This is a genomic window from Nonomuraea wenchangensis (assembly GCF_900111685.1).
Taxonomy (GTDB): Bacteria; Actinomycetota; Actinomycetes; order Streptosporangiales; family Streptosporangiaceae; genus Nonomuraea; species Nonomuraea wenchangensis.
The window spans coordinates 571,473-594,496 of sequence record NZ_FOHX01000002.1; the positions used below are offsets into that span (position 1 = coordinate 571,473).

General features: G+C 72.5%; 24 protein-coding genes and 1 tRNA gene. 11 read left to right on the forward strand and 14 right to left on the reverse strand.

Annotated elements, in window-relative coordinates:
• Nucleotides 1–58: 58 nt before the first annotated feature.
• On the forward strand, nt 59–2,260 hold the full coding sequence (gene secA2 / locus BMW85_RS06760) for an accessory Sec system translocase SecA2 (RefSeq protein ID WP_091078232.1): 2,202 nt from the start codon (nt 59–61) through the stop codon (nt 2,258–2,260).
• A gap of 67 nt (nt 2,261–2,327) precedes the next feature.
• Nucleotides 2,328–2,477: a GPGG-motif small membrane protein gene (locus BMW85_RS49320; protein WP_020543887.1), complete on the forward strand. Its 150-nt coding sequence runs from the start codon at nt 2,328–2,330 to the stop codon at nt 2,475–2,477.
• 164 nt (nt 2,478–2,641) lie between these two features.
• Here BMW85_RS49320 and BMW85_RS06765 read toward each other — a convergent pair whose 3' ends face one another.
• Genes BMW85_RS06765 through BMW85_RS06775 form a run of 3 tightly spaced genes read right to left on the reverse strand, consistent with a single transcriptional unit; the run spans nt 2,642 to nt 4,671 of the window.
• Nucleotides 2,642–3,373: a metallophosphoesterase family protein gene (locus tag BMW85_RS06765; protein WP_218155690.1), complete on the reverse strand. Its 732-nt coding sequence runs from the start codon at nt 3,371–3,373 to the stop codon at nt 2,642–2,644.
• Nucleotides 3,366–3,614 carry a BON domain-containing protein gene (locus tag BMW85_RS06770; protein WP_091078234.1) on the reverse strand — a complete coding sequence of 83 codons (249 nt, stop codon included), beginning with the start codon at nt 3,612–3,614 and terminating at the stop codon, nt 3,366–3,368. The genes BMW85_RS06765 and BMW85_RS06770 overlap by 8 nt, the downstream gene beginning before the upstream one ends.
• Before the next feature lie 46 nt (nt 3,615–3,660).
• Nucleotides 3,661–4,671, reverse strand: coding sequence for a DNA topoisomerase IB (locus BMW85_RS06775; RefSeq protein ID WP_245774659.1), 1,011 nt, complete (start codon nt 4,669–4,671; stop codon nt 3,661–3,663).
• A gap of 56 nt (nt 4,672–4,727) precedes the next feature.
• Between BMW85_RS06775 and BMW85_RS06780 the strand changes: the two genes are divergently transcribed.
• The 3 genes from BMW85_RS06780 (at nt 4,728) to BMW85_RS06790 (ending at nt 6,437) form a co-directional block, all read left to right on the forward strand.
• Nucleotides 4,728–4,985 carry a hypothetical protein gene (locus BMW85_RS06780; protein WP_143082120.1) on the forward strand — a complete coding sequence of 86 codons (258 nt, stop codon included), beginning with the start codon at nt 4,728–4,730 and terminating at the stop codon, nt 4,983–4,985.
• 8 nt (nt 4,986–4,993) lie between these two features.
• Nucleotides 4,994–6,001 (forward strand): SDR family oxidoreductase, encoded by a 1,008-nt coding sequence (locus tag BMW85_RS06785; protein WP_091078238.1) that lies wholly within the window; start codon nt 4,994–4,996, stop codon nt 5,999–6,001.
• A gap of 172 nt (nt 6,002–6,173) precedes the next feature.
• Nucleotides 6,174–6,437: a hypothetical protein gene (locus BMW85_RS06790; RefSeq protein ID WP_091078241.1), complete on the forward strand. Its 264-nt coding sequence runs from the start codon at nt 6,174–6,176 to the stop codon at nt 6,435–6,437.
• A 99-nt stretch (nt 6,438–6,536) separates the two neighbouring features.
• On the opposite strand, the gene BMW85_RS06795 is transcribed toward BMW85_RS06790, so the two are convergent.
• On the reverse strand, nt 6,537–7,022 hold the full coding sequence (locus BMW85_RS06795; protein ID WP_091078242.1) for a DUF1360 domain-containing protein: 486 nt from the start codon (nt 7,020–7,022) through the stop codon (nt 6,537–6,539).
• 70 nt (nt 7,023–7,092) lie between these two features.
• On the opposite strand from BMW85_RS06795, the gene BMW85_RS06800 reads away from it, so the two are divergent.
• Together BMW85_RS06800 and BMW85_RS06805 are read left to right on the forward strand one after the other, a co-directional pair.
• Nucleotides 7,093–7,689, forward strand: a complete 597-nt coding sequence (locus BMW85_RS06800; RefSeq protein ID WP_091078245.1) for a nucleotidyltransferase — start codon at nt 7,093–7,095, stop codon at nt 7,687–7,689.
• Nucleotides 7,690–7,762: 73 nt separating this feature from the next.
• A complete protein-coding gene (locus BMW85_RS06805; protein WP_091078247.1) occupies nt 7,763–9,589 on the forward strand; it encodes a transketolase in 1,827 nt (608 codons plus the stop codon).
• 21 nt (nt 9,590–9,610) lie between these two features.
• On the opposite strand, the gene BMW85_RS06810 is transcribed toward BMW85_RS06805, so the two are convergent.
• Both BMW85_RS06810 and BMW85_RS06815 read right to left on the reverse strand, forming a co-directional pair.
• Nucleotides 9,611–9,994: a ChaB family protein gene (locus BMW85_RS06810; protein ID WP_091078249.1), complete on the reverse strand. Its 384-nt coding sequence runs from the start codon at nt 9,992–9,994 to the stop codon at nt 9,611–9,613.
• A 13-nt stretch (nt 9,995–10,007) separates the two neighbouring features.
• A complete protein-coding gene (locus tag BMW85_RS06815) occupies nt 10,008–10,289 on the reverse strand; it encodes a hypothetical protein (RefSeq protein WP_020543898.1) in 282 nt (93 codons plus the stop codon).
• A 37-nt stretch (nt 10,290–10,326) separates the two neighbouring features.
• Here BMW85_RS06815 and BMW85_RS06820 point away from each other — a divergent pair, with 37 nt between their 5' ends.
• Together BMW85_RS06820 and BMW85_RS06825 are read left to right on the forward strand one after the other, a co-directional pair.
• Nucleotides 10,327–10,830 (forward strand): shikimate kinase, encoded by a 504-nt coding sequence (locus BMW85_RS06820; RefSeq protein WP_245774660.1) that lies wholly within the window; start codon nt 10,327–10,329, stop codon nt 10,828–10,830.
• A gap of 97 nt (nt 10,831–10,927) precedes the next feature.
• Entirely contained in the window at nt 10,928–14,386 is a 3,459-nt protein-coding gene (locus tag BMW85_RS06825; protein ID WP_091078254.1) for a serine/threonine-protein kinase, read from the forward strand.
• Nucleotides 14,387–14,398: 12 nt separating this feature from the next.
• Here BMW85_RS06825 and BMW85_RS06830 read toward each other — a convergent pair whose 3' ends face one another.
• Nucleotides 14,399–16,039 carry a serine/threonine-protein kinase gene (locus BMW85_RS06830; RefSeq protein ID WP_091078257.1) on the reverse strand — a complete coding sequence of 547 codons (1,641 nt, stop codon included), beginning with the start codon at nt 16,037–16,039 and terminating at the stop codon, nt 14,399–14,401.
• 154 nt (nt 16,040–16,193) lie between these two features.
• Here BMW85_RS06830 and BMW85_RS06835 point away from each other — a divergent pair, with 154 nt between their 5' ends.
• Nucleotides 16,194–17,294: a winged helix DNA-binding domain-containing protein gene (locus tag BMW85_RS06835; protein ID WP_091078260.1), complete on the forward strand. Its 1,101-nt coding sequence runs from the start codon at nt 16,194–16,196 to the stop codon at nt 17,292–17,294.
• 1 nt (nt 17,295) lies between these two features.
• Here BMW85_RS06835 and BMW85_RS06840 read toward each other — a convergent pair whose 3' ends face one another.
• The 6 genes from BMW85_RS06840 to BMW85_RS06865 all read right to left on the reverse strand — a co-directional run bounded on the left by BMW85_RS06840 (nt 17,296) and on the right by BMW85_RS06865 (nt 21,835).
• Nucleotides 17,296–17,817: a phospholipase gene (locus tag BMW85_RS06840; protein WP_091078262.1), complete on the reverse strand. Its 522-nt coding sequence runs from the start codon at nt 17,815–17,817 to the stop codon at nt 17,296–17,298.
• 173 nt (nt 17,818–17,990) lie between these two features.
• Nucleotides 17,991–18,869, reverse strand: a complete 879-nt coding sequence (locus BMW85_RS06845; RefSeq protein WP_091078944.1) for a DUF4429 domain-containing protein — start codon at nt 18,867–18,869, stop codon at nt 17,991–17,993.
• A gap of 37 nt (nt 18,870–18,906) precedes the next feature.
• Nucleotides 18,907–19,962, reverse strand: coding sequence for a hypothetical protein (locus tag BMW85_RS06850; RefSeq protein WP_091078265.1), 1,056 nt, complete (start codon nt 19,960–19,962; stop codon nt 18,907–18,909).
• A 137-nt stretch (nt 19,963–20,099) separates the two neighbouring features.
• Nucleotides 20,100–20,173: transfer RNA gene (locus BMW85_RS06855), tRNA-Lys, on the reverse strand.
• Nucleotides 20,174–20,214: 41 nt separating this feature from the next.
• The gene (locus BMW85_RS06860; RefSeq protein ID WP_091078267.1) at nt 20,215–21,138 is read right to left on the reverse strand and encodes a nucleoside hydrolase; all 924 of its coding nucleotides are present in this window, start codon (nt 21,136–21,138) and stop codon (nt 20,215–20,217) included.
• A 304-nt stretch (nt 21,139–21,442) separates the two neighbouring features.
• Nucleotides 21,443–21,835, reverse strand: coding sequence for an OsmC family protein (locus tag BMW85_RS06865; protein ID WP_091078270.1), 393 nt, complete (start codon nt 21,833–21,835; stop codon nt 21,443–21,445).
• A 51-nt stretch (nt 21,836–21,886) separates the two neighbouring features.
• Here BMW85_RS06865 and BMW85_RS06870 point away from each other — a divergent pair, with 51 nt between their 5' ends.
• Complete coding sequence (locus BMW85_RS06870) at nt 21,887–22,696, forward strand: ferredoxin reductase domain-containing protein (protein ID WP_091078272.1); 810 nt, start codon at nt 21,887–21,889, stop codon at nt 22,694–22,696.
• A 29-nt stretch (nt 22,697–22,725) separates the two neighbouring features.
• On the opposite strand, the gene BMW85_RS06875 is transcribed toward BMW85_RS06870, so the two are convergent.
• Nucleotides 22,726–22,995, reverse strand: coding sequence for a hypothetical protein (locus BMW85_RS06875; RefSeq protein ID WP_091078274.1), 270 nt, complete (start codon nt 22,993–22,995; stop codon nt 22,726–22,728).
• Nucleotides 22,996–23,024: the final 29 nt, after the last annotated feature.

Here is a 23,024-nt window from a genome sequence, read left to right on the forward strand (position 1 = left end):
TGCGCTCCCACCCCGCCATCGGGGGAACGGTGTCGGCGAAGCGTGCGTTGGAGGAACTGTGGCCTCATTCAAGGGAATATTCAGGAACCTCCTGGACCGTCCGGGCGGCGTGCCCCTGACCCCCTACCAGAAGGTCGTCAAGGCGGCCGGCGAGCGCGCCGAGCGGGTCAGACAGCTCGACGAGCTGCCGCGGCCCGGGATGGCCGACCTGGCCGAGTTCTGCGCCGTGGCGCGCGAGGCCGCCGACCGCACGCTGGGGCTGCGCCCGTACGACGTGCAGCTCCTCGGGACGCTCGCGCTGCTCGACGGCAAGGTGGCCGAGATGGCGACCGGCGAGGGCAAGACCCTGTCGGGCGCGATGGCCGCCGCCGGCTACGCCCTCCAGGGCAGGCGGGTCCACGTGATCTCGGTCAACGACTATCTGGCCCGTCGTGACGCCGAGTGGATGGAGCCGTTCTACGCGGCGCTGGGCGTGAGCGTGGGCTGGATCGACCAGAACTCCACGCCGGAGGAGCGGCGGGCGGCGTACGCGAAGGACGTGACGTACGGGCCGGTCAGCGAGATCGGCTTCGACGTGCTGCGTGACCGGCTGCGCACCGACGCCGCCGAGATCATCGTGCCGGCCCCGGAGGTCGCGGTGATCGACGAGGCCGACTCGGTGCTCGTCGACGAGGCCCGCGTGCCGCTGGTGATGGCCGGCGCGGCCGACCCGGGCAACGCGGTGCCGGAGATGGCGGCGCTGGTCCGGCAGCTCGTCCGCGGCTACCACTACGAGATCGACGAGCAGGCCCGCAACGTCTACCTGACGCCCAAGGGCGCCGACAGCGTGGAGAATCTGCTCGACGTCGAGCTCTACGACGAGAACGAGCCCGGCACGCTCATCGAGCTCAACCTCGCCCTGCACGCCCACGCGCTGCTGACCCGCGACGTCGACTACATCGTGCGCGACGGCAAGGTCCAGCTCATCAACCCTTCGCGCGGCCGGGTGGCGCTGCTCCAGCGCTGGCCCAACGGCCTCCAGGCGGCCGTCGAGGCCAAGGAGGCGCTGCCGCCGAGCGAGAAGGGCGAGATCCTCGACTCGATCACCGTGCAGGGCCTGATCCGCCGCTATCCGCAGATCTGCGGCATGACCGGCACGGCGGTCGCGGTGAGCGAGCAGCTCGGCGAGTTCTACGGGCTGAAGGTCGCGGTGATCCCGTCCAACCGGCCCTGCGTACGTGAGGACGAGCCGGACCGCGTCTACCCGACCGTCCCCGACAAGGACGCGGCGCTGGTGGAGGAGATCCAGACGGCGCACGCCACCGGCCGGCCCATCCTCATCGGCACGCTCGACGTGGCCGAGTCGGAGAACCTCGCCAAGCTGCTGCAGCGGCGCGGCATGGAGCCGGTCGTGCTCAACGCCAAGAACGACGCCGAGGAGGCCGAGATCATCGCGCGGGCCGGCGAGCGCGACGCGATCACGGTCTCGACCCAGATGGCCGGCCGCGGCACCGACATCCGTCTCGGCGACGGCGTGGCCGAGCTGGGCGGCCTCTACGTGATCGGTTCGGGCCGGCACGCCAGCAGCCGCCTCGACGACCAGCTGCGCGGCCGGGCGGGCCGCCAGGGCGACCCCGGCGCGTCGGTGTTCTTCGTCAGCATGCAGGACGACCTGATCACGCAGTTCGTCCCCGACGAGCGGCCGCCCGCGGCCGACCCGGACGGCATCGTCAGGCACCGGCGCGGCGCCTACCTGGTGGGGCACGCCCAGCGCGTCGCCGAGGGCGTCAACCTGGAGATCCACCGCAACACCTGGCGCTACACCCGGCTGCTCGAGCAGCAGCGCGAGCTGATCCTGGAGTGGCGCGACAAGGTCCTGCACGGTGACGCCGCCTCCAGGGCGCTGGAGACGGCCGATCCCGACCGCTGGGCCGAGCTGCCCGAGGACACCCGCGACGAGACGGCACGGCAGATCGTGCTGCACGCCATCGACACGTGCTGGACCGAGCACCTGGCCTTCCTGCAGGATCTCCGCGAGGGCATCCACCTGCGGGCGCTGGGCCGGATGAGCCCGGTCGACGAGTTCCACCGCGAGGCCGTGGCCGAGTACAAATCGCTGCTGGCCGAGGTGGAGCGGCGCTCGCTGGAGGCGTTCGAGTCGCCGGAGCCGGACCTCAAGCGGCCCTCCGCGACCTGGACCTATCTCGTGCAGGACAACCCGTTCGGCACCGAATGGGACCGCATTCTGCGCCGGGTCAAGAACGCCACCCGCCACGGCTAATCCCCGGACCGCTCAAGGCGAGGAAAAAGGATGTTATGGGGTCGCGGCTGAGGGCAGTGATGGGCTCATGGCTACTTTGCTCTGGATCATCGCAGTAATCCTCGTCATCGCCGGGATCTATGTGATCCTGGCCCGGCGCGACCTTCTCTGGGGGATCGTGCTCATCGTCCTCGGGTTCCTGGTCGGCCCGGGTGGCGTCAGCATCTTCAATGTCTAGGGGCGCAGGCCGCCCGCAATTCCGTTCGGCAACGCCGCTGGGCCGATCTCCGAGAGCGGTCCAGCGGCTCCATCATGCTCACTTACTGAAATAAGAAACGCACGTTTTTACCGGACGACGGCGAGGGCGCCATCAGGCGCCCTCGCCGTCCGAAACTCCGGAATTCAGCAGGCGCCGTTCTCGCCCAGGCAGTAGACCGCGTACGCGCGGCCGAGTACGGGCAACGCCACGTTGCGCACCCGGATGCCGCCCGGCGTCATGCCCTTCTCGCTGCCCTTGTGCGCGTGCCCGTGCAGGATCAGGTCGGCGCCCGCCGTGTCGACCGCCTCGGCCAGGAGGTAGCTGCCGAGGAAGGGGTAGATCTCGTGGGGCTCGCCCTCCAGCGTCTCCTTGATCGGGGAGTAGTGCGAGAGCACCACCTTCAGGTCGGCGGTCATCTCCTTCAGCGCGACCTTCCACGACTCGGCGATGTAGCGGGTGTGGGCCACGAAGTTCTTGATCTCGCGCTCGCCGAACTCGCTCGCGCACTTGCCCGCGTACCCGCCGCCGAAGCCCTTGCCGCCGACCACGCCCAGCTTGACCTCGCCGCACTGGATGACCACGCCGTCGTCGTGGAGGACGATGACGCCGGCGTCGCGGAGCGCCGCGGCGATCTCGTACTGGAGGTCGGAGTGGTAGTCGTGGTTGCCGAGCACGGCGATCGTGGGGACCGGCAGCCCACGCAGCTCCTCGGCCACCAGCCGGCCTTCTTCGAGGGTGCCGTGCCGGGTGAGGTCGCCGGTGAGCATGAAGACGTCCGCCCGCTCCTCGATGCCCTCCAGGTGTTTGCGGTACTGACCGCGGACGTCCTCGCCCAGATGGATGTCTCCGACGGCCGCGATGCGCAGTTCAGTCAAGGTGCTCGTCCTCCCCCGGCTCGGTGAACTCCACGACCATGATCTCGTTGTGCACGCGCAGGTCAGGAGCGGCCTCGTGCGCCACCAGGCCGAGCCGTTCGCGCTGCTCGGCCCCGCTCACCTGACCACGCAGGAAGAGCTGGTCGCCGCGGATGTCCACGCGGATCCCCAGCTCGTGCGTGCGCCCGTCCTCGGCCAGCGCCGCCTGGACGCGGGCCGCGACGTACTGCGGAGCTTCCATCGTCTCGCCTCCTCGCTTTTTCGTCGCGTGCCCGTGCATTAACGCCTCAAACGGTACGGATAAGGTCAATGACCGCCTTTTCCACCGGTCCCGCCGTGGCGAGCTGCCCGAAGTCGACGGCCGAGCCGAGCTCGGTCAGGGCCGCGCCGATGGTCCTGTCCTGGTCGTACGCCTCGATGACGCGCGGGTCCACGTACGACGCCCTGGCCACGGTCGGGGTGTTGCCCAGGTACTCGGCGACCTCCCGCATGACGCGGGTGACCGCCCGCTTCTTCTTCGTCGGCCCGAGCCGCACGGCCGGACGGGACACCGCCAGCCCGACGGCCGCCAGCACCGTCGCGTGCCAGGTGCGGAAGTCCTTGGCCGAGACCTCGTAGCCGATGATCTCCTTGAGGTAGTCGTTGATGTCCTCACTGCGTACGTCGGCCCAGTCGCCGTCGCGCCGGTAGCGCAGCAGCTCGCCCTCCTTGCCGCCGGCCCGTTTCAGCGAGCGCAGCACCGCGCACGCCCCGGGGTCGGCCACCTCGACCTCGCGCGGGATGTCGCCCTTGGCCTGGTAGGAGAAGACGACGTACCCCTTCGAGAAGGTCAGGTGCTCCATCCGCAGGGTGGCCAGGCCGTAGCTGTCGTAGCTCTCGCCGCCGATGCGGAAGAAGCCGATGTCCAGCAGCCGGGCCGCGGCGGCGAGGACCCGCTGCCGGGTCAGGCCGCGCCCCTGGAGCTGCTCGTCCACCGTCTTCCTGAACTCCGGCAGCCGCTCGGCCACCTCCAGCACGTGGTCGAACTTGGCCCGGTCCTGCTGCTCGCGCCACAGGTCGTGGTAGCGGTACTGGAGCCGCCCGGCCGCGTCGGTGCCGACGGCCTGCAGATGGCCGCGGGGGTCGGTGCAGATCCACACGTCCGTCCAGGCCGGGGGGATGGCGAGGGCCTTGATCCGGGCCAGCGTCTCGGGGTCGCGCACCGGGCTGCCGTCGGGGTCGGCGTAGCTGAACCCGCGTCCGCGACGGCGCCGGACGATCCCCGGCTCACTGTGATCGCTAGGACGCAGCTCGGGCACGACGGGCGGGCTACCCAGGACGTTAATGGGCAAACGACTCGGGCAGAGGAGCGGACATGGCTGATAAGGGAGAATGGCACGAGGAACGGTCCTCGCGGGGCCACGCCATGGTGCCGGCGACCCCGCGCGATGTGGTGCACCTGCGGGTTGGTTCGTTCATCCTGGTGTTCCTGTTCGCCTTCACGGTGCTGGGACTCATCGCGCAGGCGCCGGTCATCACCGGCATCGCCATCGCGCTCGCCGTGGTCACGGTCGTCGACATGGTCCTCGCCGTACGACGTCAGAAGCAGGGCCGAGACGGAGAGGCGGGCTGATCGGTTCCATGGCATCACTACGCGGGCGGGTCGTCGTGGTGACGGGCGCGAGCGGCGGCGTGGGCCGCGCTGTCGTGCGTGAGCTGGGCAAACAGGGCGCGAAGGTGGCGCTGCTGGCGCGTGGGACGACCGGGCTGGGCGCGGCCGCGGTCGACGTGGGCGCGGCGGGCGGCGTCGGCCAGGTCTACGAGACCGACATGGCCGACTACGAGCAGGTGCGCTCGGCGGCCGAGCGCATCGAGACGGAGATGGGCCCCATCTCGGTCTGGATCAACACGGCCTTCTCCAGCGTCTTCGCCCGCTTCATCGACATCTCGCCGGAGGAGTACGAGCGGACCACACAGGTCACCTACCTCGGATACGTGTGGGGCACGAAGGTGGCGCTGGATCTCATGGGCCCGCGCAACCAGGGCGCGATCGTGCAGGTGGGCTCGGCGCTGGCGCAGCGCTCCATCCCGTTGCAGTCGGCGTACTGCGGGGCCAAGCACGCGATCCAGGGCTTCACCGAGTCGGTCCGCACCGAGCTGCTGGCCGACGGCAGCAACGTCAAGATCACCGTGGTGCAGCTCCCCGCGGTCAACACCCCTCAGTTCGAGTGGGTGCTGAGCAAGCTGCGCAAGCACCCCCAGCCGGTGCCGCCGATCTACCAGCCGGAGGTCGCGGCCAGGGCGGTCGTGTTCGCCGCCGAGCATCCGGAGCGCAAGGAGTACTGGGTGGGCGGCATGACCGCCGCGACACTCATGGCGCAGCGGGTGGCGCCCGCGCTGGTGGACCGCTACCTCGCGCGGACCGGCATCCAGTCGCAGCAGACCGACGAGAAGCCGCCGAGCGGCGTGTCGAACCTGTGGGAGCCGGCCGACGACGACACCGACTACGGCGCGCACGGCACGTTCGACCGGCGCTCGACCGGGCGCAGCCCGCAGCTCTGGCTGTCGCAGCACCGCCGCCCGGTCCTGCTGGGGCTGGCCGGAGGCGCGGCGGCGGCGGGCGCGATGGCTCTGCTGCGCCGCAGGTAAGCGGGCCACAGGTCCAGATTTTTCCTCCCCAGAGGGATAAAAGCACACCTCGTGATCGGTCCGCCGATCGCCAGGGACGGCGCGATTTTGCCACCATGTGCTCACAGGACGGCGGGACCCCGGCCCTGGACGGGTCCGGGGTCCCCTCATGCGAGCGCGAAGGCGGGAGCGCGTGGACGCAGCGACGGAGCCGCCGGGCGGCGAGGACGGACTCTGGAGCCGGATGGCCGGGACGAGAGCCGAGCTCCTGGAGCTCAGGAACGAGGTCAGCCACGGGCTCACGGGGCTCGGCCGGCAGGTCGGCGAGCTGACGCGGCAGGCCGAGGAGCATCTGGAGCCGGCCCGTCACGAGGTGCTGGGCAAGCTGGACGCGCTGCGGCGCGAGCTGGCCGAGCTGGGGCTCAAGGCGGGCAGGCCACCGGACGAGCAGCGCTGAGCGGACGGGGAGCGGCCGGACCGGCGCGGGCCCCCGTCCGCATCGGGGCCCGCGCCGGGGCTCAGCGGGGGCGGAAACCGGTCGGCGGCACCACGGGGGCTACTCGGCCGCCTTCATGAGCTTGGCGTAGGCGAGCTGGAGCCAGTCCGACACCGCCACCGCCGTCATCGTCGCCCCGATGAGGCGGGTCGCCTTCGGCGCGATGACCAGCCCGGCGGCGTACCCGGTCGCCACCCACTGCGCCAGGCAGAACGGGCACGCCAGCAGCTCGCCGAGCGCGCTGCGAGGGCTCTCCTGCACTTCGGCGGGCCCGCCCTGGCCCTCGTAGCGGGTGAAGGGGGCGCGGATGGGACTGGTGACGGGGTCCTTGGCGATGCGCCGGGACACCTTGTGCGTGCACGCCGCCATGAGCGCGAGGTCCAGGACGCCGATCCGGTCGGGGACACGCCGGTTCGCCAGACTCGCCACCGTGGCGGCGACGGCCACCGTGCCACCGTACGCGGCGAGGATGCCGAGGTAACCGCGGAGTGGACGATTCTGCCCGCCCTCATAGGCCCTTTCTGTCTTCTCCAGGATTTCCGTCATAGCGCCTGTGACTACCCTGCAAGGGCCGCATCCAACGTCTACTTGACCATCCGCTGGGTAGCCCGAACCTATGAGCAGCCACGGTCACGAGGTCACCGACGCCATCCTCGACACCTTGAAGCGCGCCAGCTCCGGGCTCAAGGACGCCGGGGTCAAGTTCGCGCTGGCCGGAGGTTGCGCCGCTTACGCCCGAGGCGCCGCCCCTTCCCTCCATGACGTCGATTTCGTCCTCACCGAGCACGACGTGCCGGCCGCCCTGGACGCGCTGCGCCAGCTAGGTTTTCAGACGGCCAAGCCCCCGGAGGACTGGCTGGTCAAGGCCTACGACGAGGGCCGGCTGGTGGACCTGATCTTCCGCGTGTCCGATCTCGACATCACCGAGGAGCTGCTCGACCGGGCCGAGCCGCTGAAGGCGTCGGCCGTGATCGTGCCCGTGCTGGAGGCCACCGACCTGGTGATCTCGTGGCTGCTGCCGCTGTCGGAGCACGCCTGCGACTACGGGGCGCTGCTGGCCCAGGTGCGCGCGCTGCGCGAGCAGGTGGACTGGCCGCGGGTGGCCGCCGTGACCGAGGACTCGCCGTACGCGACCACGTTCATCACCCTGCTGGAACGGCTCGGCGTGCTGAACGGCCCGGTCGAGCCCTCCGGCGACTCCAAGTGGCCCTGACGCCCGCGCGCGAACGGCGTTAACCCGGCCGACGCGGGTAGACGGGGCGGAACCCGTCTCCGAGGAGGTCAAGATGCCCGAGCGCGATCTTCACTATCTGGCCGAGCTGGCCGCACAACTACGTGTGGACTCCGTCCGCGCCGCCGCGGCCGCAGGCTCCGGCCACCCGACCTCGTCGATGTCCGCCGCCGACCTCATGGCGGTGCTGTTCGCCTGCCACCTCCGCTACGACTTCGCCGACCCCGGCAACCCGGCGAACGACCACCTGATCTTCTCCAAGGGGCACGCCTCCCCCCTCCTCTACTCCCTTTACAAGGCGGCCGGCGCCGTCGACGACGAGGAGCTGCTGACGTTCCGCAAGCGTGGCAGCCGGTTGGAGGGGCACCCCACCCCCCGCCTGCCCTGGGTGGACGTCGCCACGGGCTCCCTGGGCCAAGGGCTTCCCGTCGGCGTGGGGGTGGCGCTGGCCGCGCGGCTGGAACGGCTCCCGTACCGGGTGTGGGTGCTGTGCGGCGACAGTGAGCTGGCCGAGGGATCGATATGGGAGGCCGCCGAGCACGCCGGCGACGAGGGCCTGGCCAACCTCACCGTCATCGTGGACGTCAACCGGCTCGGCCAGCGCGGCCCCACCCGGCACGGCTGGGACACCGGCGCCTACGCCCGCAGGTTCGGCGCGTTCGGCTGGCACACCATCGAGATCGACGGGCACGATCCCGGACAGATCGACTTCGCGCTGTCCGACGCCTGCAACACCCGCAGGCGGCCCACCGTCATCCTGGCGAAGACCCGCAAGGGCGAGGGCGTGCTGGAGGTCGAGAACCGCGAGGGCGCGCACGGCAAGGCGCTGAAGGACCCGGACAAGGCCGTCGAGGAGCTGGGCGGCGTCCGGGACCTGCGGGTCGAGGTGCACCGGCCGGACGAGGCACCGGCCCCGTTCCGCTTCGACGACGGGGCGCTGGAGCTGCCGGCGTACAAGACCGGCGACTCGGTGGCCACGCGGACGGCGTACGGGGAGGCGCTGGCGGCGCTCGGCGCGGCCAGGGGCGACGTGGTGGCCCTGGACGGCGAGGTGGGCGACTCGACCAAGACCGAGCTGTTCGCCGAGGCGTTCCCCGAGCGCTTCTTCCAGATGTACATCGCCGAGCAGCAGCTCGTCGCCGCCGCGGTCGGGCTGCAGGTGCGCGGGTGGAAGCCGTACGCGGCCACGTTCGCCGCGTTCCTGACCCGGGCCTACGACTTCGTCAGGATGGCCGGGGTGAGCGGGGCCTCGATCCGGCTGGTCGGCTCGCACGCGGGCGTGGCCATCGGCGAGGACGGGCCGTCCCAGATGGGGCTGGAGGACCTCGCCATGATGCGGCCCGTGCACGGCAGCACCGTGCTCTACCCCTGCGACGCCAACCAGGCGGCGGCGCTGGTCGCCGAGATGGCCGACCTGGAGGGCGTGTCCTACCTGCGCACCACGCGCGGCGCCACGCCGGTGATCTACGAGCCGGGCGAGCGCTTCCCCGTGGGCGGCTCGCGGGTGCTGCGCCGTTCGGCGGAGGACCGGGTCACGATCGTCGCGGCCGGGGTGACCGTCCACGAGGCGCTGGCGGCGGCCGACGAGCTGGCCGCGGCCGACGTCCCGGTCGGGGTGATCGACCTCTACTCGATCAAGCCGGTCGACGCGGCGGCGCTGGCCGAGGCGGCCACCACCACCGGCAACCTGATCACGGTCGAGGACCACCGGCTGGAGGGCGGGCTCGGCGACGCCGTGCTGGAGGCCGTCAGCGAGCTCGGCCCCCGGGTGGTCCAGCTCGGGGTGTCCGGGCTGCCCGCCTCGGCGACGCCGGAGGAACAACTGGCCGACGCACGCATTGACCGCCGCGCCATTGTCGCGGCGGTCAAGCGATTGTTGTGATCAGGCCCGGTGGGCGGAGGGTCACCGCGATTTCGCGGTGGCCTTCCTGTTGGCCTTCTTGATGGCCTCGACCAGCTCCTTCTTGTTCATCTTGGACCGGCCGGGCACGTCCAGCCGCTTCGCCACGTCTTGCAGGTGCTCCTTGCTGGCGTTGGCGTCGACGCCTTCGGCCGTGCGGCCGGACCGGTCCGTCGCGCCCTTGTCGGACGGACCCTTCTCGGACTTCGGCTCCCAGTGGTCGCCGACCTTCTCGAAGGAGTGCTTCAACGCGGCGAACGCGGTCATATGAGCGCGCCGGCCCTCTCCGTACTCCTCCACGGCGCTGTCGTGCGCCTTGATCCAGGTGCGCTGCGCCTTCTTCGGTGAACGCTTGATGGTCGACGGCAGCTCTTCGACTCCCGGCATTCCCTTTCACCTCCTACAGGGGCGGCTCGTCGTAGCGGCGGCGTTCCTCGTACACGGTGGTGCGGCGGGTCTCCGGCTCCGCGACGATGTCGTGACGGTGCACCGGTTCGTCGATCGGACCGACCGCCCTGCGGGTTACGGTGATCCGGTAGATGCCGAACAGGAGACCGACCAGACCGCCGAGCATGAGGATGACCCCCACCACGTTGATGTCGAGACCGGCGAGGTCGAACTCGACGGCCCAGGTGAGGATCGCCCCGAGCATGATGAGGATGATGCTTCCGGCGATGGTCATCTGATTTACCTCCTTGACACGAGGAACTTCTATCCACATGTCGAAAAACAAACCAGTCGTGGTGATCGGGCTGATGGGATCGGGTAAGACCACCGCCGGCCGACTCATCGCGGACGCCCTCCACCTCCCCCTGAGCGACAGCGACCCCTTCCTCCGATCCCGCTATGGCGGCACCGCCAAGGAGATCGTCGCCCGCGACGGCGCCGACGTCCTCCACCGTTACGAGGCCCAGCACGTCCTGATCGAGCTGGCCGGCGAGCCCAAGGTGATCGCGGCCGCCGCCAGCACCGTCGAGGACCCCGAGGTGCGCACGGCGCTGCGCGAGGTGTTCGTGGTGTGGGTGGACGCCGACGACGCCGTCCTCGCCGAACGCATGAAGTCGGGCGACCACCGCCCCGGCTTCGACCCCAAGGTGATGCGAGCCCGGCGCGAGCCCTACTTCAAGGAGATCGCCGACGTGCGCTGCGACGTGGGCGTCCTGCGGCCGGAGCAGGTGCGCGACGAGGTGCTGAGGGAGTTGCGCTCGCGCGGCCTGGCATAATGATCATGACACATGGGCCCCCCGAGGCGCGCGGGGGGCCTGTGGCGTCCCTCTCGTCAACCATCCACGCGCGCCACGCATCTAAACGCTAGTGACTATGCGCTTGGTGCCCGGCGACCCGGAACAGCTTGGCGGCTTCTGGCTGGCGGGCCGGCTCGGCGCGGGCGGGCGCGGGGTCGTCTACGACGCCTACGACGACGACGGCCGCCGCCACGTCGTCACCGTGCCGCGCGGCGAGGCCCCCGGCCGGCGCTACGAGCGCGTCTCGTGCCCCCGGCTGGCCGAGGTGGTCGCGGTCGGCGTGGACGGCGAGGTCCCCTACGTGGTCGCCGAATACGTCGACGGCCCCGACCTGCGGCGCGCGGTCGAGCTGCACGGCCCGTACGCGGGCGAGGAGCTGCTCGCGCTGGCCGACGCCCTCGGCACGGCGCTGGAGGCGCTGCACGCGGCGGGCCTGACGCACCGCGGGCTCAACCCGGAGAGCGTGCTGCTGGCGGCCGACGGCCCCAAGGTCATCGAGCTGGGGCTGCCCGCCGCCGGAGCCGTGGACGGCACCTTCACCTACCTCGCGCCCGAGACGCTGACCTGCGGGGAGGCGGGGGCCGCGGCAGACGTGTTCGCGTGGGGGGCGGTGGTGCTCTTCGCGGCCACCGGGCACGACCCGTTCGCCGGGCAGAGCCTGGGCGGGGTGATGCACCGGCTGCTGACCGTCGACCCCGACCTGAGCGTCCTGCCCGCCGGGCTGCGCGAGCTGGTCGGCGGCGCGCTGGCCAAGGACCCGGCCGAGCGGCCCGAGGCGTCCCGGCTGCGGATCGGCGGCTCCGTGGCGCTGCGCCCGCCCGAGGGGCACTCCGGGCCGCGTTCGCTCGGGGAACGCGCGGAGGAGGCTTACCAGTCGCTCACCCCCGCCCAGCAGGAGCAGGTGCCCAGCCTGCTGCTGCGGCTGCTCGACGGCGACAGCCCGCACGACGAGGGGGACGTGCTGGGCCCGCTCCTCGCCGCCGGGCTGGTGGTGCGCCGCAGCGTGCGCGTGCCGCCCGCGGAGACCCCCGTCGGGAAGCTGGTCGCGGTCGGCGACGGGCGGGTGGCCCCGGCCAGCGCCGCGCTCTACCGGGCCTGGCCCCGGCTGCGCGGCTGGGTGGCCGACGAGCGCGAGAGCCTGCCCGTGCTGCGGAGCATCCGCGAGTCCGCCGGGCGCTGGTCGGCGCACCGGCGCGGGCGCGGCCACCTGCTGCGGGGCGAAGCGCTCGACACCGCGCTCGGCTGGGCCGCCGTCAAACGCCGCCACCTGCGGCTGAGCCAGCTCGAACGGGACTTCCTCGCGGGCAGCGTCGCCCTGTCCAAGCAGCGCAGGAGGCTGCTGGTGCCGGGGCTCGGCGCGGTCGCCGGGGTGCTGGCCGTCGCGGTGTCAATGGCGGTGGTGTCCGTACTGGGGCAGCACGAGCTGCGCGGACAGCTCGTGGAGGCGAACGCGCGGGCGGTCGCGGCGCGGGCGGAGGCACTCCGGTCGTCGGATCCGCGCACCGCGATGCGGCTGAGCGTGGCCGCCTGGCGGCTGTCGCCGGTGTTCGAGGCGCGGGCCGCGTTGCAGGCCTCGCTCGTCCAGCCGGAGCTGGGCGTCTTCACCGATCCCGCGCCCGACTCGCGGGCCCGCTACCTGCTGCGCGGGGACGAGCTTCTCAAGTGGGACGCCGACGGCGTGACCGTGTGGGACGTCGTCGCCGGGCGGCAGACAGCCCTCCACGCGCTGCCGCCGGGCAACCCGGCGCTGAGCGACGACGGGCGCTTCGCCGAGGGCGTGGACGGGCGGCCGTTCGAGGTCGCCACCGGCCGGACGCCGGGCGACACCGCCGCGTACGTGATCAGCCGGGGCGACCGCACCCGCGTGTACCGGGGCGGGCGGGTGCTGCTGGAGGTCACCGGCCGCGAGGTGGCGCTGTCCCCGGACGGGACGCGGGCGGCGCTCTCGCTCCCCGACGGGCGGGTGGAGCTGTGGGAGCTGGCCGGACGCACCCGTACGGCCACCGTCACGGTCCGGCCGCCCCGGACCTCGGGGCCGGCGGCGCCGCCGATGGCGTTCAGCCCGGACGGGCGGCTGCTGGCGGTCGCGGGACGGGCCGGCGTCACCCTCGTGGACACCCTGGCGTCCGTCACCGGCCCACTGACCCCGGACCCCGCGCCCAAGGTCACCAGCGCACTGCCCCCGACCCCTGCCCCCGACGCCACCAGCGCACTGCCCCCGACCCCCGCCCCCGACGCCACCGGTCCGCTGCCCTCGACCTCCGCCCCCACCGGCCGGCTGTCCAGGGACGCGCATCCCACCGAGCCGCCGGCTCCGGACGCCAGGGACGCGCGGGACCCCGAGGCCGGGGGCGGGCGCGCGGGGAGCCCGTCGGGCCGGGTGGACACGGCCGCTCCGTCCGGCGCGCCCGTCTTCAGCCCCGACGGCCGCCTGCTCGCCCTCCCCGGCGCCGGCGAGGTGCGGGTCTGGAACGTCGCCGAGCGCCGCCTGTCCGGCTCCTACCCCCTCCGCGACCCCCAGCCCGGCCTCACCTTCTCCGCCGACGGCCACTGCCTGCGCTACCTGAGCGGCACCGGTTCGGTGGTCTCGCTGGACGTGTCCGGCCTGCCGGTCCCGTCGGGGGCGCGCGAGGCGGCGGCGTTCTCCGGCAACGGCAAGGTGGCCGCCAAGGCGGTCGGCGACGGGATCGAGGTCACCGACACCGAGGACCGTACGAAAGTGGGCAGGATCGAGGCCGACGGCGACCTGGCGTTCGACGTGAGCGGCAGGCTGCTGGCCGTCGCCGACGACCCGGTGACCGTCTGGCGGGTGCCGGACGGCGAGCTGGTCAGCTCCGTGGACGCGGGCGGCGACGTCCTGGCCGTGGCACTCTCCCCCAAGGGCGACCTGCTGGCCACCACGCGCGGCCGGACCCTGGAGACGTGGGACGTCCGGACGGGCCGCCGCGTCAGGGTGTACGAGGGCGCGGGCGAGCCGGCACTCGCCTTCAGCCCGGACGGCGCGACCCTGGCCGCTGGATCCACCCTGCTCGACCTGCGTACCGGCCGGGTGACCCTGCTGGACCTGCGGACCGGCACGCCCGGCGGGGCCACGTCCGACGCGCCGGTGCCGACCGCGCTCGCCTACTCCCCTGACGGCCGCACGCTGGCGTTCGGCCTGGACGGCGGCCGGGTGCTGCTCTGGGACACCCGCGAGCGCGAGCGCATCGGCACGATCGGGACGGGCACCTCGGCCGTCGGCGCGCTGCGCTTCTCCCCCAAGGGCGATCTGCTCGCCGTCGAGGCGGCCCGTACGACGCTCTGGGACGTGCGCACGCTGCGCGAGGTCGGGCAGGTCGCCTCGTGGACGTCGGGGCTCGCCTTCAGCCCCGACGGCAAGCGGCTGCGCGGCGTGGCGCTGGACGGCACCGTACGCGAGAGCCCCGTGGATCCGTCGCTGGCCGCGCGGGAGGTGTGCGACCGGGCGGGCGGGCCGCTGAGCCGGGCGGAGTGGTCGCGGCTGATCCCGGAGAGCGGCTACCGGGACGTGTGCTGACCCGCGCCGGGGTCAGTCGTGCGGGTAGAGCCTCAGCACCTTGCCTTTGACGTCGGCGACCAGGTAGCCGCCGCGCTGGTGGTCGTCGCTGACGTAGACGCGCAGGATCGGGCGGTGGTCGGTGGAGAAGGAGTCGGGGCCCACGATCAGGTAGCGGGACGTGATCTTGGCCACGCCGAGGTCCTTGTCGGCCTTCCTGAGCAGGGCGGGGAGGGCGTTCCAGTCGTATTTGCCGAGGTCCACGATGGGGCCGTCGATCTCTCTGCCGAAGCCGGGCGACAGGGTGACGTTGCCGTTGCGGTAGTCGTAGCGCTCGGAGACCTCCGGGTCCTCCTTGTTCGGGGCCTCGATGGCGGCGTACGTCGGGTAGACCGTCAGGTCGGCGACCTTGCTGCCGCCGATGGCCGGCTTCAGCTTGGCGATCATGGCCCGCATGCCGTCGGGGGTGAGCAGGTTCTCCTGCACGGGCTCGGCCTCGCCGGTCGAGGTCTGCTCGGGGTTGGCCTCCTCGGTGTCCCCGGTTTCCTCGCTGGTCTGCGGGGTGCGGGTCTGCAGGGCCTGCGTGGTCGGGCGGCCGTCCGTGGTGGGCCCGCCGTCGCCGGTGGCGTCGTCCAGGGGGAGGAAGCGCCAGGCCAGGACGCCCACCACCGCCACGGCCGCCACCGTGGCCGCGCCGATCGCGTTGCGGACGCCGCGGCCGGAACGCCGGGAGCGCACGGTGTCCTTCTCCGGCACGGGCCTCGCGTCGTACGGGGGCGGCGTGGGGGCGTACCCGTACGGTAAGCCGCCCTGCACGGGGCCGGTGGCGACCGGGGGCGGGCCCGGCGCTCCCGCGGCCGTGGCCAGCATGCGGTCCAGGAGCTCCGGGTGCGGGCGGGCGCGCGGGTCGCGCTGGAGCAGGGCCTGGAGCACCGGGGTCAGCGGCCCGGCCCGCTCCGCCGGCGGCACCGGCTGGTTGAGCACGGCGGCCAGCGTCGCCAGCGGGGTGGCCCGGCGCATCGGGTGCCGTCCCTCGACGGCGACGTACAGGAGCATGCCGAGCGACCACAGGTCGGAGGCCGGATCCCCCTCGTGGCCGTTGATGCGCTCGGGCGCCATGTACTCGGGCGAGCCGATGAACGACCCGGTGGCCGTCAGGCTCGTGGACTCGCGTACGGCCGCGATGCCGAAGTCGGTGAGCACCGACCCGCCGTCCTCGCGCAGCAGCACGTTGGCGGGCTTGACGTCGCGGTGCTGGATGCCGACGGCGTGCGCGGCCCGCAGCGCGGACAGCACCTCCCGCCCGAGCCTGGCCGCCTCGGCGGGCGTCATCGGGCCGCGCTGGAGGCGGTCCTGCAGCGAGCCGCCGGTGACCAGCTCCATCACCAGCCACGGATAGGCGTGCTCGCCGGGATCGACGATGTGGTGGATGGTGACGACGTGCGGGTGGTTGAGCCGGGCCAGCGCGCGGGCCTCGCGCAGGACGCGGGCGCGCAGGTCGGCCGCGGCGGCGGGGTCGCGGGCGTCGTCGTAGGCGGGGTCGGGCGGGCGGACCTCCTTGAGCGCGACCTCGCGGTGCAGGGCCACGTCGCGGGCGCGCCACACCAGGCCCATGCCCCCGCCGCCGAGCCGCTCCAGCAGCTCGAAACGGCCGTCGATCACCCGATTCTGCATGAGGAGCAGCGTAGGGCCGCCACGCTCCTCCCGTCATCACGGCCGTCACCGCCTCCGCCGCCGGACGCCGGGGCCGTGGGCCCGCGGAATTCACATAAAGCAAAGGAGTCATTGCGGCCTGTGATCGACCGCGATTGCCCCTACCTTTGTCCTCATGGATCCCCTCATCAGCCGCAGGGCCCTCAACCGGGCCACGCTCGACCGCCAGCTCCTGCTGAGCCGCACCGAGCGCGGCGTGGTCGACGTCGTCGAGCACCTCGCCGGGCTGCAGGCGCAGACCCCCCACACGTGGTACACCGGCCTGTGGAACCGGATCGCCGACTTCGACCCGGCGGCGGCCGGGGAGCTGCTGCTGAAGCGCGAGCTGGTCCGCATCGCGTTGCAACGTTCCACGATCCATCTGGTCAGCGCCCGCGACTGCCTGGCCATGCGGCCGCTGCTGCAGCCGGTCACGACGCGCATGACGCGCAGCGCGTTCGGCAAGCGGCTGTCGGGGGTCGATCTGGAGGAGCTGGCCGAGGCCGGGCGCGAGCTGCTGGCGTCGCGGCCGATGACCTTCGCCGAGATGGGGCGCGAGCTCGCCGGGCGCTGGCCGGAGGCCGACCCGCACGCGCTCGGCCAGAGCGTGCGCTCGCTGGTGCCACTGGTGCAGGTGCCGCCCCGGGGCGTGTGGGGCCGCAGCGGGCCGGTCGCCCACACCAGCGCCGAGTCGTGGCTCCGCTTCCGCACCCCGGTGATGGCGGCGGGCGAGCTGGTCACCCGCTACCTGGCGGCGTTCGGGCCCGCCTCGGTCATGGACGTGCAGACCTGGTCGGGGCTGACCCGGCTGTCGGAGGTCGTGGAGACGCTGGACCTCAGGCGCTTCGGCGACGGGTCCGGCCGCGTCCTGTACGACCTGCCGGACGCCCCCCGCCCGCCCGAGGACGTCCCCGCGCCGGTGCGGCTGATGTACGACTTCGACAACCTGTTCCTGTCGCACGCCGACCGCTCGCGGGTCATCAGCGACCTCGGCGGGGCCGTGCTGACCCGCTTCGCGGGGACGAACGTCGCGCCCCGGATGATCCTGGTGGACGGCTTCACCGCGGGCGACTGGACCTACCGCCGCGCCGGGGGCGTCGCCACGCTCAACGTGCACGCCTGGCAGCCGATCAAGGAGCGGGACGAGGTCGAGAAGGAGGCGCTGGCGCTGCTGGCCTTCCTCGCGCCCGGCGACGAGCACGAGGTGGCCTTCTTCAACGCCTCCTCCATGGGCTGAGTCAGGAGTCGGAGGCGGCCGAGAGGGCGGCCGTCCGCTCCACCTCCGCGATCTGCTCGTCGGTCACGACGAGGCTGCCGAACTCCCGGACCGCCTGGTAGTACGTCCAGGCGAGCCCGTCGCAGGTCGCCTTGGAGATCCCGGAGTACCCGGCGCACACCTGCCGCAGGTCGTAGTAGAAGGCGTCGTCGATGCGCGACTTGTTCGCCGGGAACTGACTCACGGACTTGTAGTTGCGGTAGCCGAAGTCGTGCCGGCGGCAGGGCATGCGGAAGTCGAAGCCGAGCGGCTGGTCGGGGCTGCTTGAGCACAGGTCGGTGGACCAGTCGAAGGCGTAGTCGGCCCAGGCCGCCTGGTTCTCCCATGCCGAGCGCCACGCGAGGGCGCTCGGCGTCGTGGGCTGGCTGAACCCGGAGAGCGCGGCGAGCTTCTGCTCCAGCGTCACCGCGTGGGCGGGCAGCCCGAACACGGTGGTCAGGGAGATCGCGGCGAAAAAGAGCGTGGCGAGGCAACGTCGGACCATGGGAATCTGCTTCTCCTGCCGGGAAACGTGAGGACTCGATCAGATTCGCGTGACGTCCCTACGATGAAGGGGAAACCCGGGTAACGCAGAAGCAGAAAGTGCTCAATTTCCCCGCCGTGATTGACGGAACGTCGCCCTTTACGAGCCCGTCGTCCCGTGGTCAACCAGGTAGGTCAGATTTCGTGCAGGCGGCGGATCACGGCCTGTTTGGCGGAGGCGAACTCCTCGTCGGTCAGCACGCCCGCGCGGTGCAGCTCGCCCAGCTCGGCGAGGCGGCGCAGCACGGCGTCGTGCGCGTCGCCGCCGGCCGGCGGGGCGGGCGGCAGCGCCGGGGCCTCGGACGGCTCCTGCGGCAGCTCGCGCGGCAGGCGGGCCAGCACCGCCGCGGCGACCAGGGCGGTCGCCCCGCCGAAGCGCTGGATGCCCCACGACACGCAGCGCAGGTCCTTCTGCGGCGACTGCGCCGGGCCCTCGCCCTTGATGCGGAAGCGCAGCGTGCCGTAGCCCATGCCGGACTGCGGCTTCCACTCCACGCCCGTCACCGCCGACAGCGGGTATTCCTGCGGCCCCGCCTTCTCCTTCTCCGACGCGGCGAAGCCGGTCCACTCCAGCCGCACCCGCTCGCCGTCGAAGATCACCGTGCCGTCGCCCGCCGTCGCCGAGATGGGGACGTCGGGGCCGGGCAGCAGGTAGTCCTCGCAGGGGCCGGTGGGCTGCTGGTAGATCTCCAGCGTGTCGCGCACCTCGTCGGCGAAGTATTCGGCCGCGCCGGCGCGCGCCTTGGGAACCGCCAGCCGGTAGGGGTCCGCGGGCGGCCCGAGCGTCCCCGCCACCGCGTCGGAGAGCGGATCGGCCCCCTTGCGCAGCCGCAACCGCAGGTGACCGCCCTTGCGGGCGGGCTCGAACGTCACCCCCGCGATCGCCTCGCGCGGCACGGCGACCGCGCCCAGTGTGCGGCGGAGCTCGTGCACCTCCTTGCCGCTGCCGGGCACCACGCGCAGGAGGTCACCGTTGAACGTCCATGACCCTTCGGGGACGGCGATCTCGGCCATGTCCACAGCCTAGGTCAACACGCGGGGGCACGATCACTCACGCCGGTACGCGCGCCTCCCGGGCGACCCTGGCCAGCCAGGAGGCGGCCTCGCCTGCGGGCAGGATCCGCAGCAGGCGCACGTCCGGCCGCATCATCGGGTAGATCCGGCCGGCGGGCCACGACCGCTCGTACGCGGACCGCTCCAGGACGAGCACGCGGACCCCGGCCACGCGGGGGATGTCGGCCGGGCGGCCCTCGTTCCAAATCCGCCCGCCACGGCCGTCCAACAGGGCGAACGGGCCCCGCACCGGCGGCGCGGCCGGGTCGGCCGGCCCGTCGGTCGCGGCGCGCACCCACGCCGGGTCCGGCCGCACCCCCTCCAGCAGGCCCTCGGCGTCCGGGCCGCTCAGCACGTCGGCGAGCAGCGTGTGGAGCTGGGCGTTGTCGCCGATCCCGCCGATCACGACCTCGTAGCCGCGCCCGGTGGGCCGGTGCAGCACGACCAGCCGCTCGTCGTCGAGGACCCGCAGCAGCCCGGCCAGGAACTCCAGGTCGGGTCGCTCGTCCAGCACCGTCCCGAGTGCGGCGATCAGCCGCTCGCGGCCCGGCAGCGCGTGCCGCAGCCGGGGCGAGAGCTGCAGGATCGACAGCACCGGCAGGCTCCGCAGATGCGCCAGCGACCAGGCGTCGGCCAGCTCCACCGCGGCCTCGCGGGTGATCGGCGCGGCGGCCAGCCGGTCGGCCGTGGCCTCGGTCCAGGCGTGGTCGTCGGCCACCGGCTCGGGCGGCGCCTCACCGGTCGCCGTACGCCAGTGGGCGGCGAACGTCCCGGCCAGCTCCAGGCAGTCGGCCAGCTCGGCGACCAGCGGCTCGGCCACCGGCTCCGGATCGCCGCCCAGCTCGGCCAGCGCGCCGCAGAGCACGCCGAGGCGGGCGCCGATGCGTACGGGGACCCGCTCGAAGAGGTCCCCGAGCCGCGCGAGGACGGCCGACAACGCCGGCTCGTCGGCGGATCGGGCGGCGGCGTACAGCCGGGGCAGGGTGTCGAGGAGACGAAGGGGGTTCCGGTCGGCCGCGGCGCGGTGAAGTTCGTCGGAGAGTTGATCGAGCATTGCGGCAGGCTATGACATCAAGGGTGACGTACGTCGCTCTTTCGGGGGTGAGCCGGTTACGAGCAGCGGACGATCCGGTTGCCGCCGGAAACGACCGAAGGCGCCCTCCCGGAGGGAGAACGCCTTCGACTGGTGGGTGCGCCGCCAGGGACTCGAACCCCGGACCCGCTGATTAAGAGTCAGCTGCTCTGACCAACTGAGCTAGCGGCGCAACACGTGTAACTGTATCAGCCGTGGCGCGCTGCCCGCACATCAACCGAGGCGGGCGGACAGCCTCCCGTACGCGCCGAACATGAGCTCCCAGAACCCCGGAACGTCCAGCGCGGTCGCCACCAGGGCGTTCGCCCGGCCGCCTGGCACGGTGAAGTCCGTCACGGTCATGCCGCGGGTGTGGACGCCGGCCGTCTCGACGTTCACGACGGCGGGGACGCAGGTGAACAGCGACGGGTCCAGCACGTACGCGACCGCGCACGCGTCGTGGATGGCGGGCCCGCCGTCGTCCGTGACCTCCTTGTAAGACTGCGCCCCCGGCACCAGCAGCTCCGCCAGCCGCCCGAGCGGGCGCATCCGGTCGAGCACGGCGGTGTTGACCACGGCCGTCAGGGTCACGTCCAGGCCCACCATGGTGACGGTCCACCCGGCCTCGAACGCGATCGCGGCCGCCTCGGGGTCGGCGAGCATGTTGAACTCGGCGGCCGGGGTGTGGTTGCCGCGCGTGTAGGAGCCGCCCATGATGACGAGGTCGCGGGCCCACTCCACGACGCGGGGCTCCTTGCGTACGGCGAGGGCGAGGTTCGTCAGCGGGCCCGTGCCCACCAGCGTGATCTCGCCGGGGGCGGCGCGCAGCGTGTCCACGATGAAGTCGACCGCGTGGCCCGGCGAGGGGCCGCGTGCCGGTGCGGGCAGCACCACGGTCCCGAGGCCGCTCGTCCCGTGGACGGTGGCCCGTACGGTGTGCCGCAGCAGCGCGCCGGCGCTGCCCGGCGTCACCGGCACGTCCCCGAGGTCCAGGAACTCCCGCAGCGCGAGAGCGTTCGCCGTGGTGAGGGAGAGGTCCACGTTGCCGCCCACCGTCGTGACGCCCACCAGGTCGAGGGCGTCGCGGGAGCCGGCGATGAGGGCGAGGGCGAGGGCGTCGTCGATGCCGGGGTCGCAGTCGATGAGAACTTTCTTCACATGACGGGAGAATACGCACCCGGGCGCGCTCGGCGCCCGGGTGCGGGCATGGATCGGGCCGGGCAGTTCCCCCAAATCTGCCCGGCCCGATCGGTGGCGGTCCAGGCCGGTGTCTTCCCCCAAAAACACCGGCGGTCCCGCACTTGCGGCTCGCGGTCCCCCTCCGCGTCCGCTTCGGTGAAGGTCGTTCGGCCAGAAACCCAGTGCTGTGCTCCTGACCTGCTACAACGCTACCGAGACGAATGCAACGGTCGCGTCATAACGGGGTCGAATATCTGTTTAATCCGACTCAGGAAGCTCCCGACTAGGGCAGCTCCAGCCGAACCTCCGTGCCGTCCTGGAGCGACGTGCTCACCGTGCAGTACTTCTCGTGCACCCGCCCGGCCACCGCCCGGAACACCTCGTCGGCCGCCTCCGACGGCAGCTCCACGTCATAGGTGATCGTCACCGGGCCCAGCCGGTTGGACTCGACCTTCTGCGCCTCCACCGTCATCGCCAGCCGCACCAGCCGGTGCCCGCGCTGGGCGGTGAGCGGCTCGACGGTGACGATGTTGCACCCGCCCACCGCCGCAAGCAGCAACTCCACGGGCGTGAACGCCCCTTCGTCCTCTCCGCCGCCGATCCGCACCTCTGCCCCACGGGCGTTGGTGGCCCGGAATCCGCCGTCCTCGGTCCGTTCGACCCACACGTTAGCCATGTTTCAGACCCTACTCAGAAAGCTTTAATGTTCGTTCAGCAACGTGGAGACATGGCAAGCCAGGCGCACGCTCATCATCACGGTCCCGTCCTGTTCTGGTGCGGTGTCGCGGTCGCCGAGCTCGGCGCGATCCAGCCGGGCCCCGGCCACCTCTGGCGGCCCACGGCGTACGTGGCCGCCGCGCTGCTCGTGGCGATCGGCTTCCTCACCGCGGAGGCCGCGAAACGGCTCACCAGTCCGCAGGCCAGGCAGCGGCTGCTGCTCAGCGGCTATCTCGCCGGCGCGCTGCTGGTCGCCCAGCAGACCGGCGCGTTCACCGGCGCGTTCACCGACACCGCCGGCCCCGTCCAGGTCGGCTCGCTCCTGCTGTACGTCGTGGCCGCGGTGACGGCGCTCCACGGCCACCTGCCCTCCCGCGCCACCACCGCCAGGGGCACCCTGCTGATCGCCACCGGCCTCGACGCCGCCGCGCTGCGGGCCCGGCTCGACGGTGACGCGGGCGGCGACCTCGGCGGCGACGGTGACGGCAATGCCGACACGATCGCGATCTACCGTACGGACCGGGTCACCGACGAGCTGCGCGACCTCGCGGCCCGGCACCGGCTCGTGCTCGTCGAGGGCGCCGAGCACGACCCGCGGGCCAAGGAGCGGATCAGCGCGTCGGGGCTGGCCCGCGAGATCCCCGACCTCGCCGAGCGGGACGTGGTGGTGGCCGGTCCCCGGCCGTTCCAGCGGTATGTCGGGGGCGCGCTGTCCCGCCTGGCCGTGCCCCGGTCACGGATCCGGTTCACCTCGCGGCTGAAGGCGCGGCCCGCCCTCGGCCCCGAGCTGCCGTTCCCGATGGACAAGGAGGCGAGGTGACGAGCGTTCGTCCTGTCCTGTGAGCGGCGCTAGGCGTCGGGGTGTTCGCGCAGATAGCTCAGATAGACCGGGCGCAGCGCCTCGCCCAGCTCGCCCTCGCCGGCCGCGATGGCGTCCGCCAGCAGCGCCGACACCTTCGTCAGATCGGCGTCCGTCTCGTGACCGGAGGCGGCCTCCGCCGCCGGGATGACCTTGAGCAGTTCCCACAGGAACCCCAGATCGCCATGACGCACGGCGTACCGCACCGCGCGCTCGTGCAACTCGTGTGCCGGCAGAGATTCGAGCCCGTTCGCGTTCATCTCGCTCCTTCCCCCGCCCGCCTCTTCCC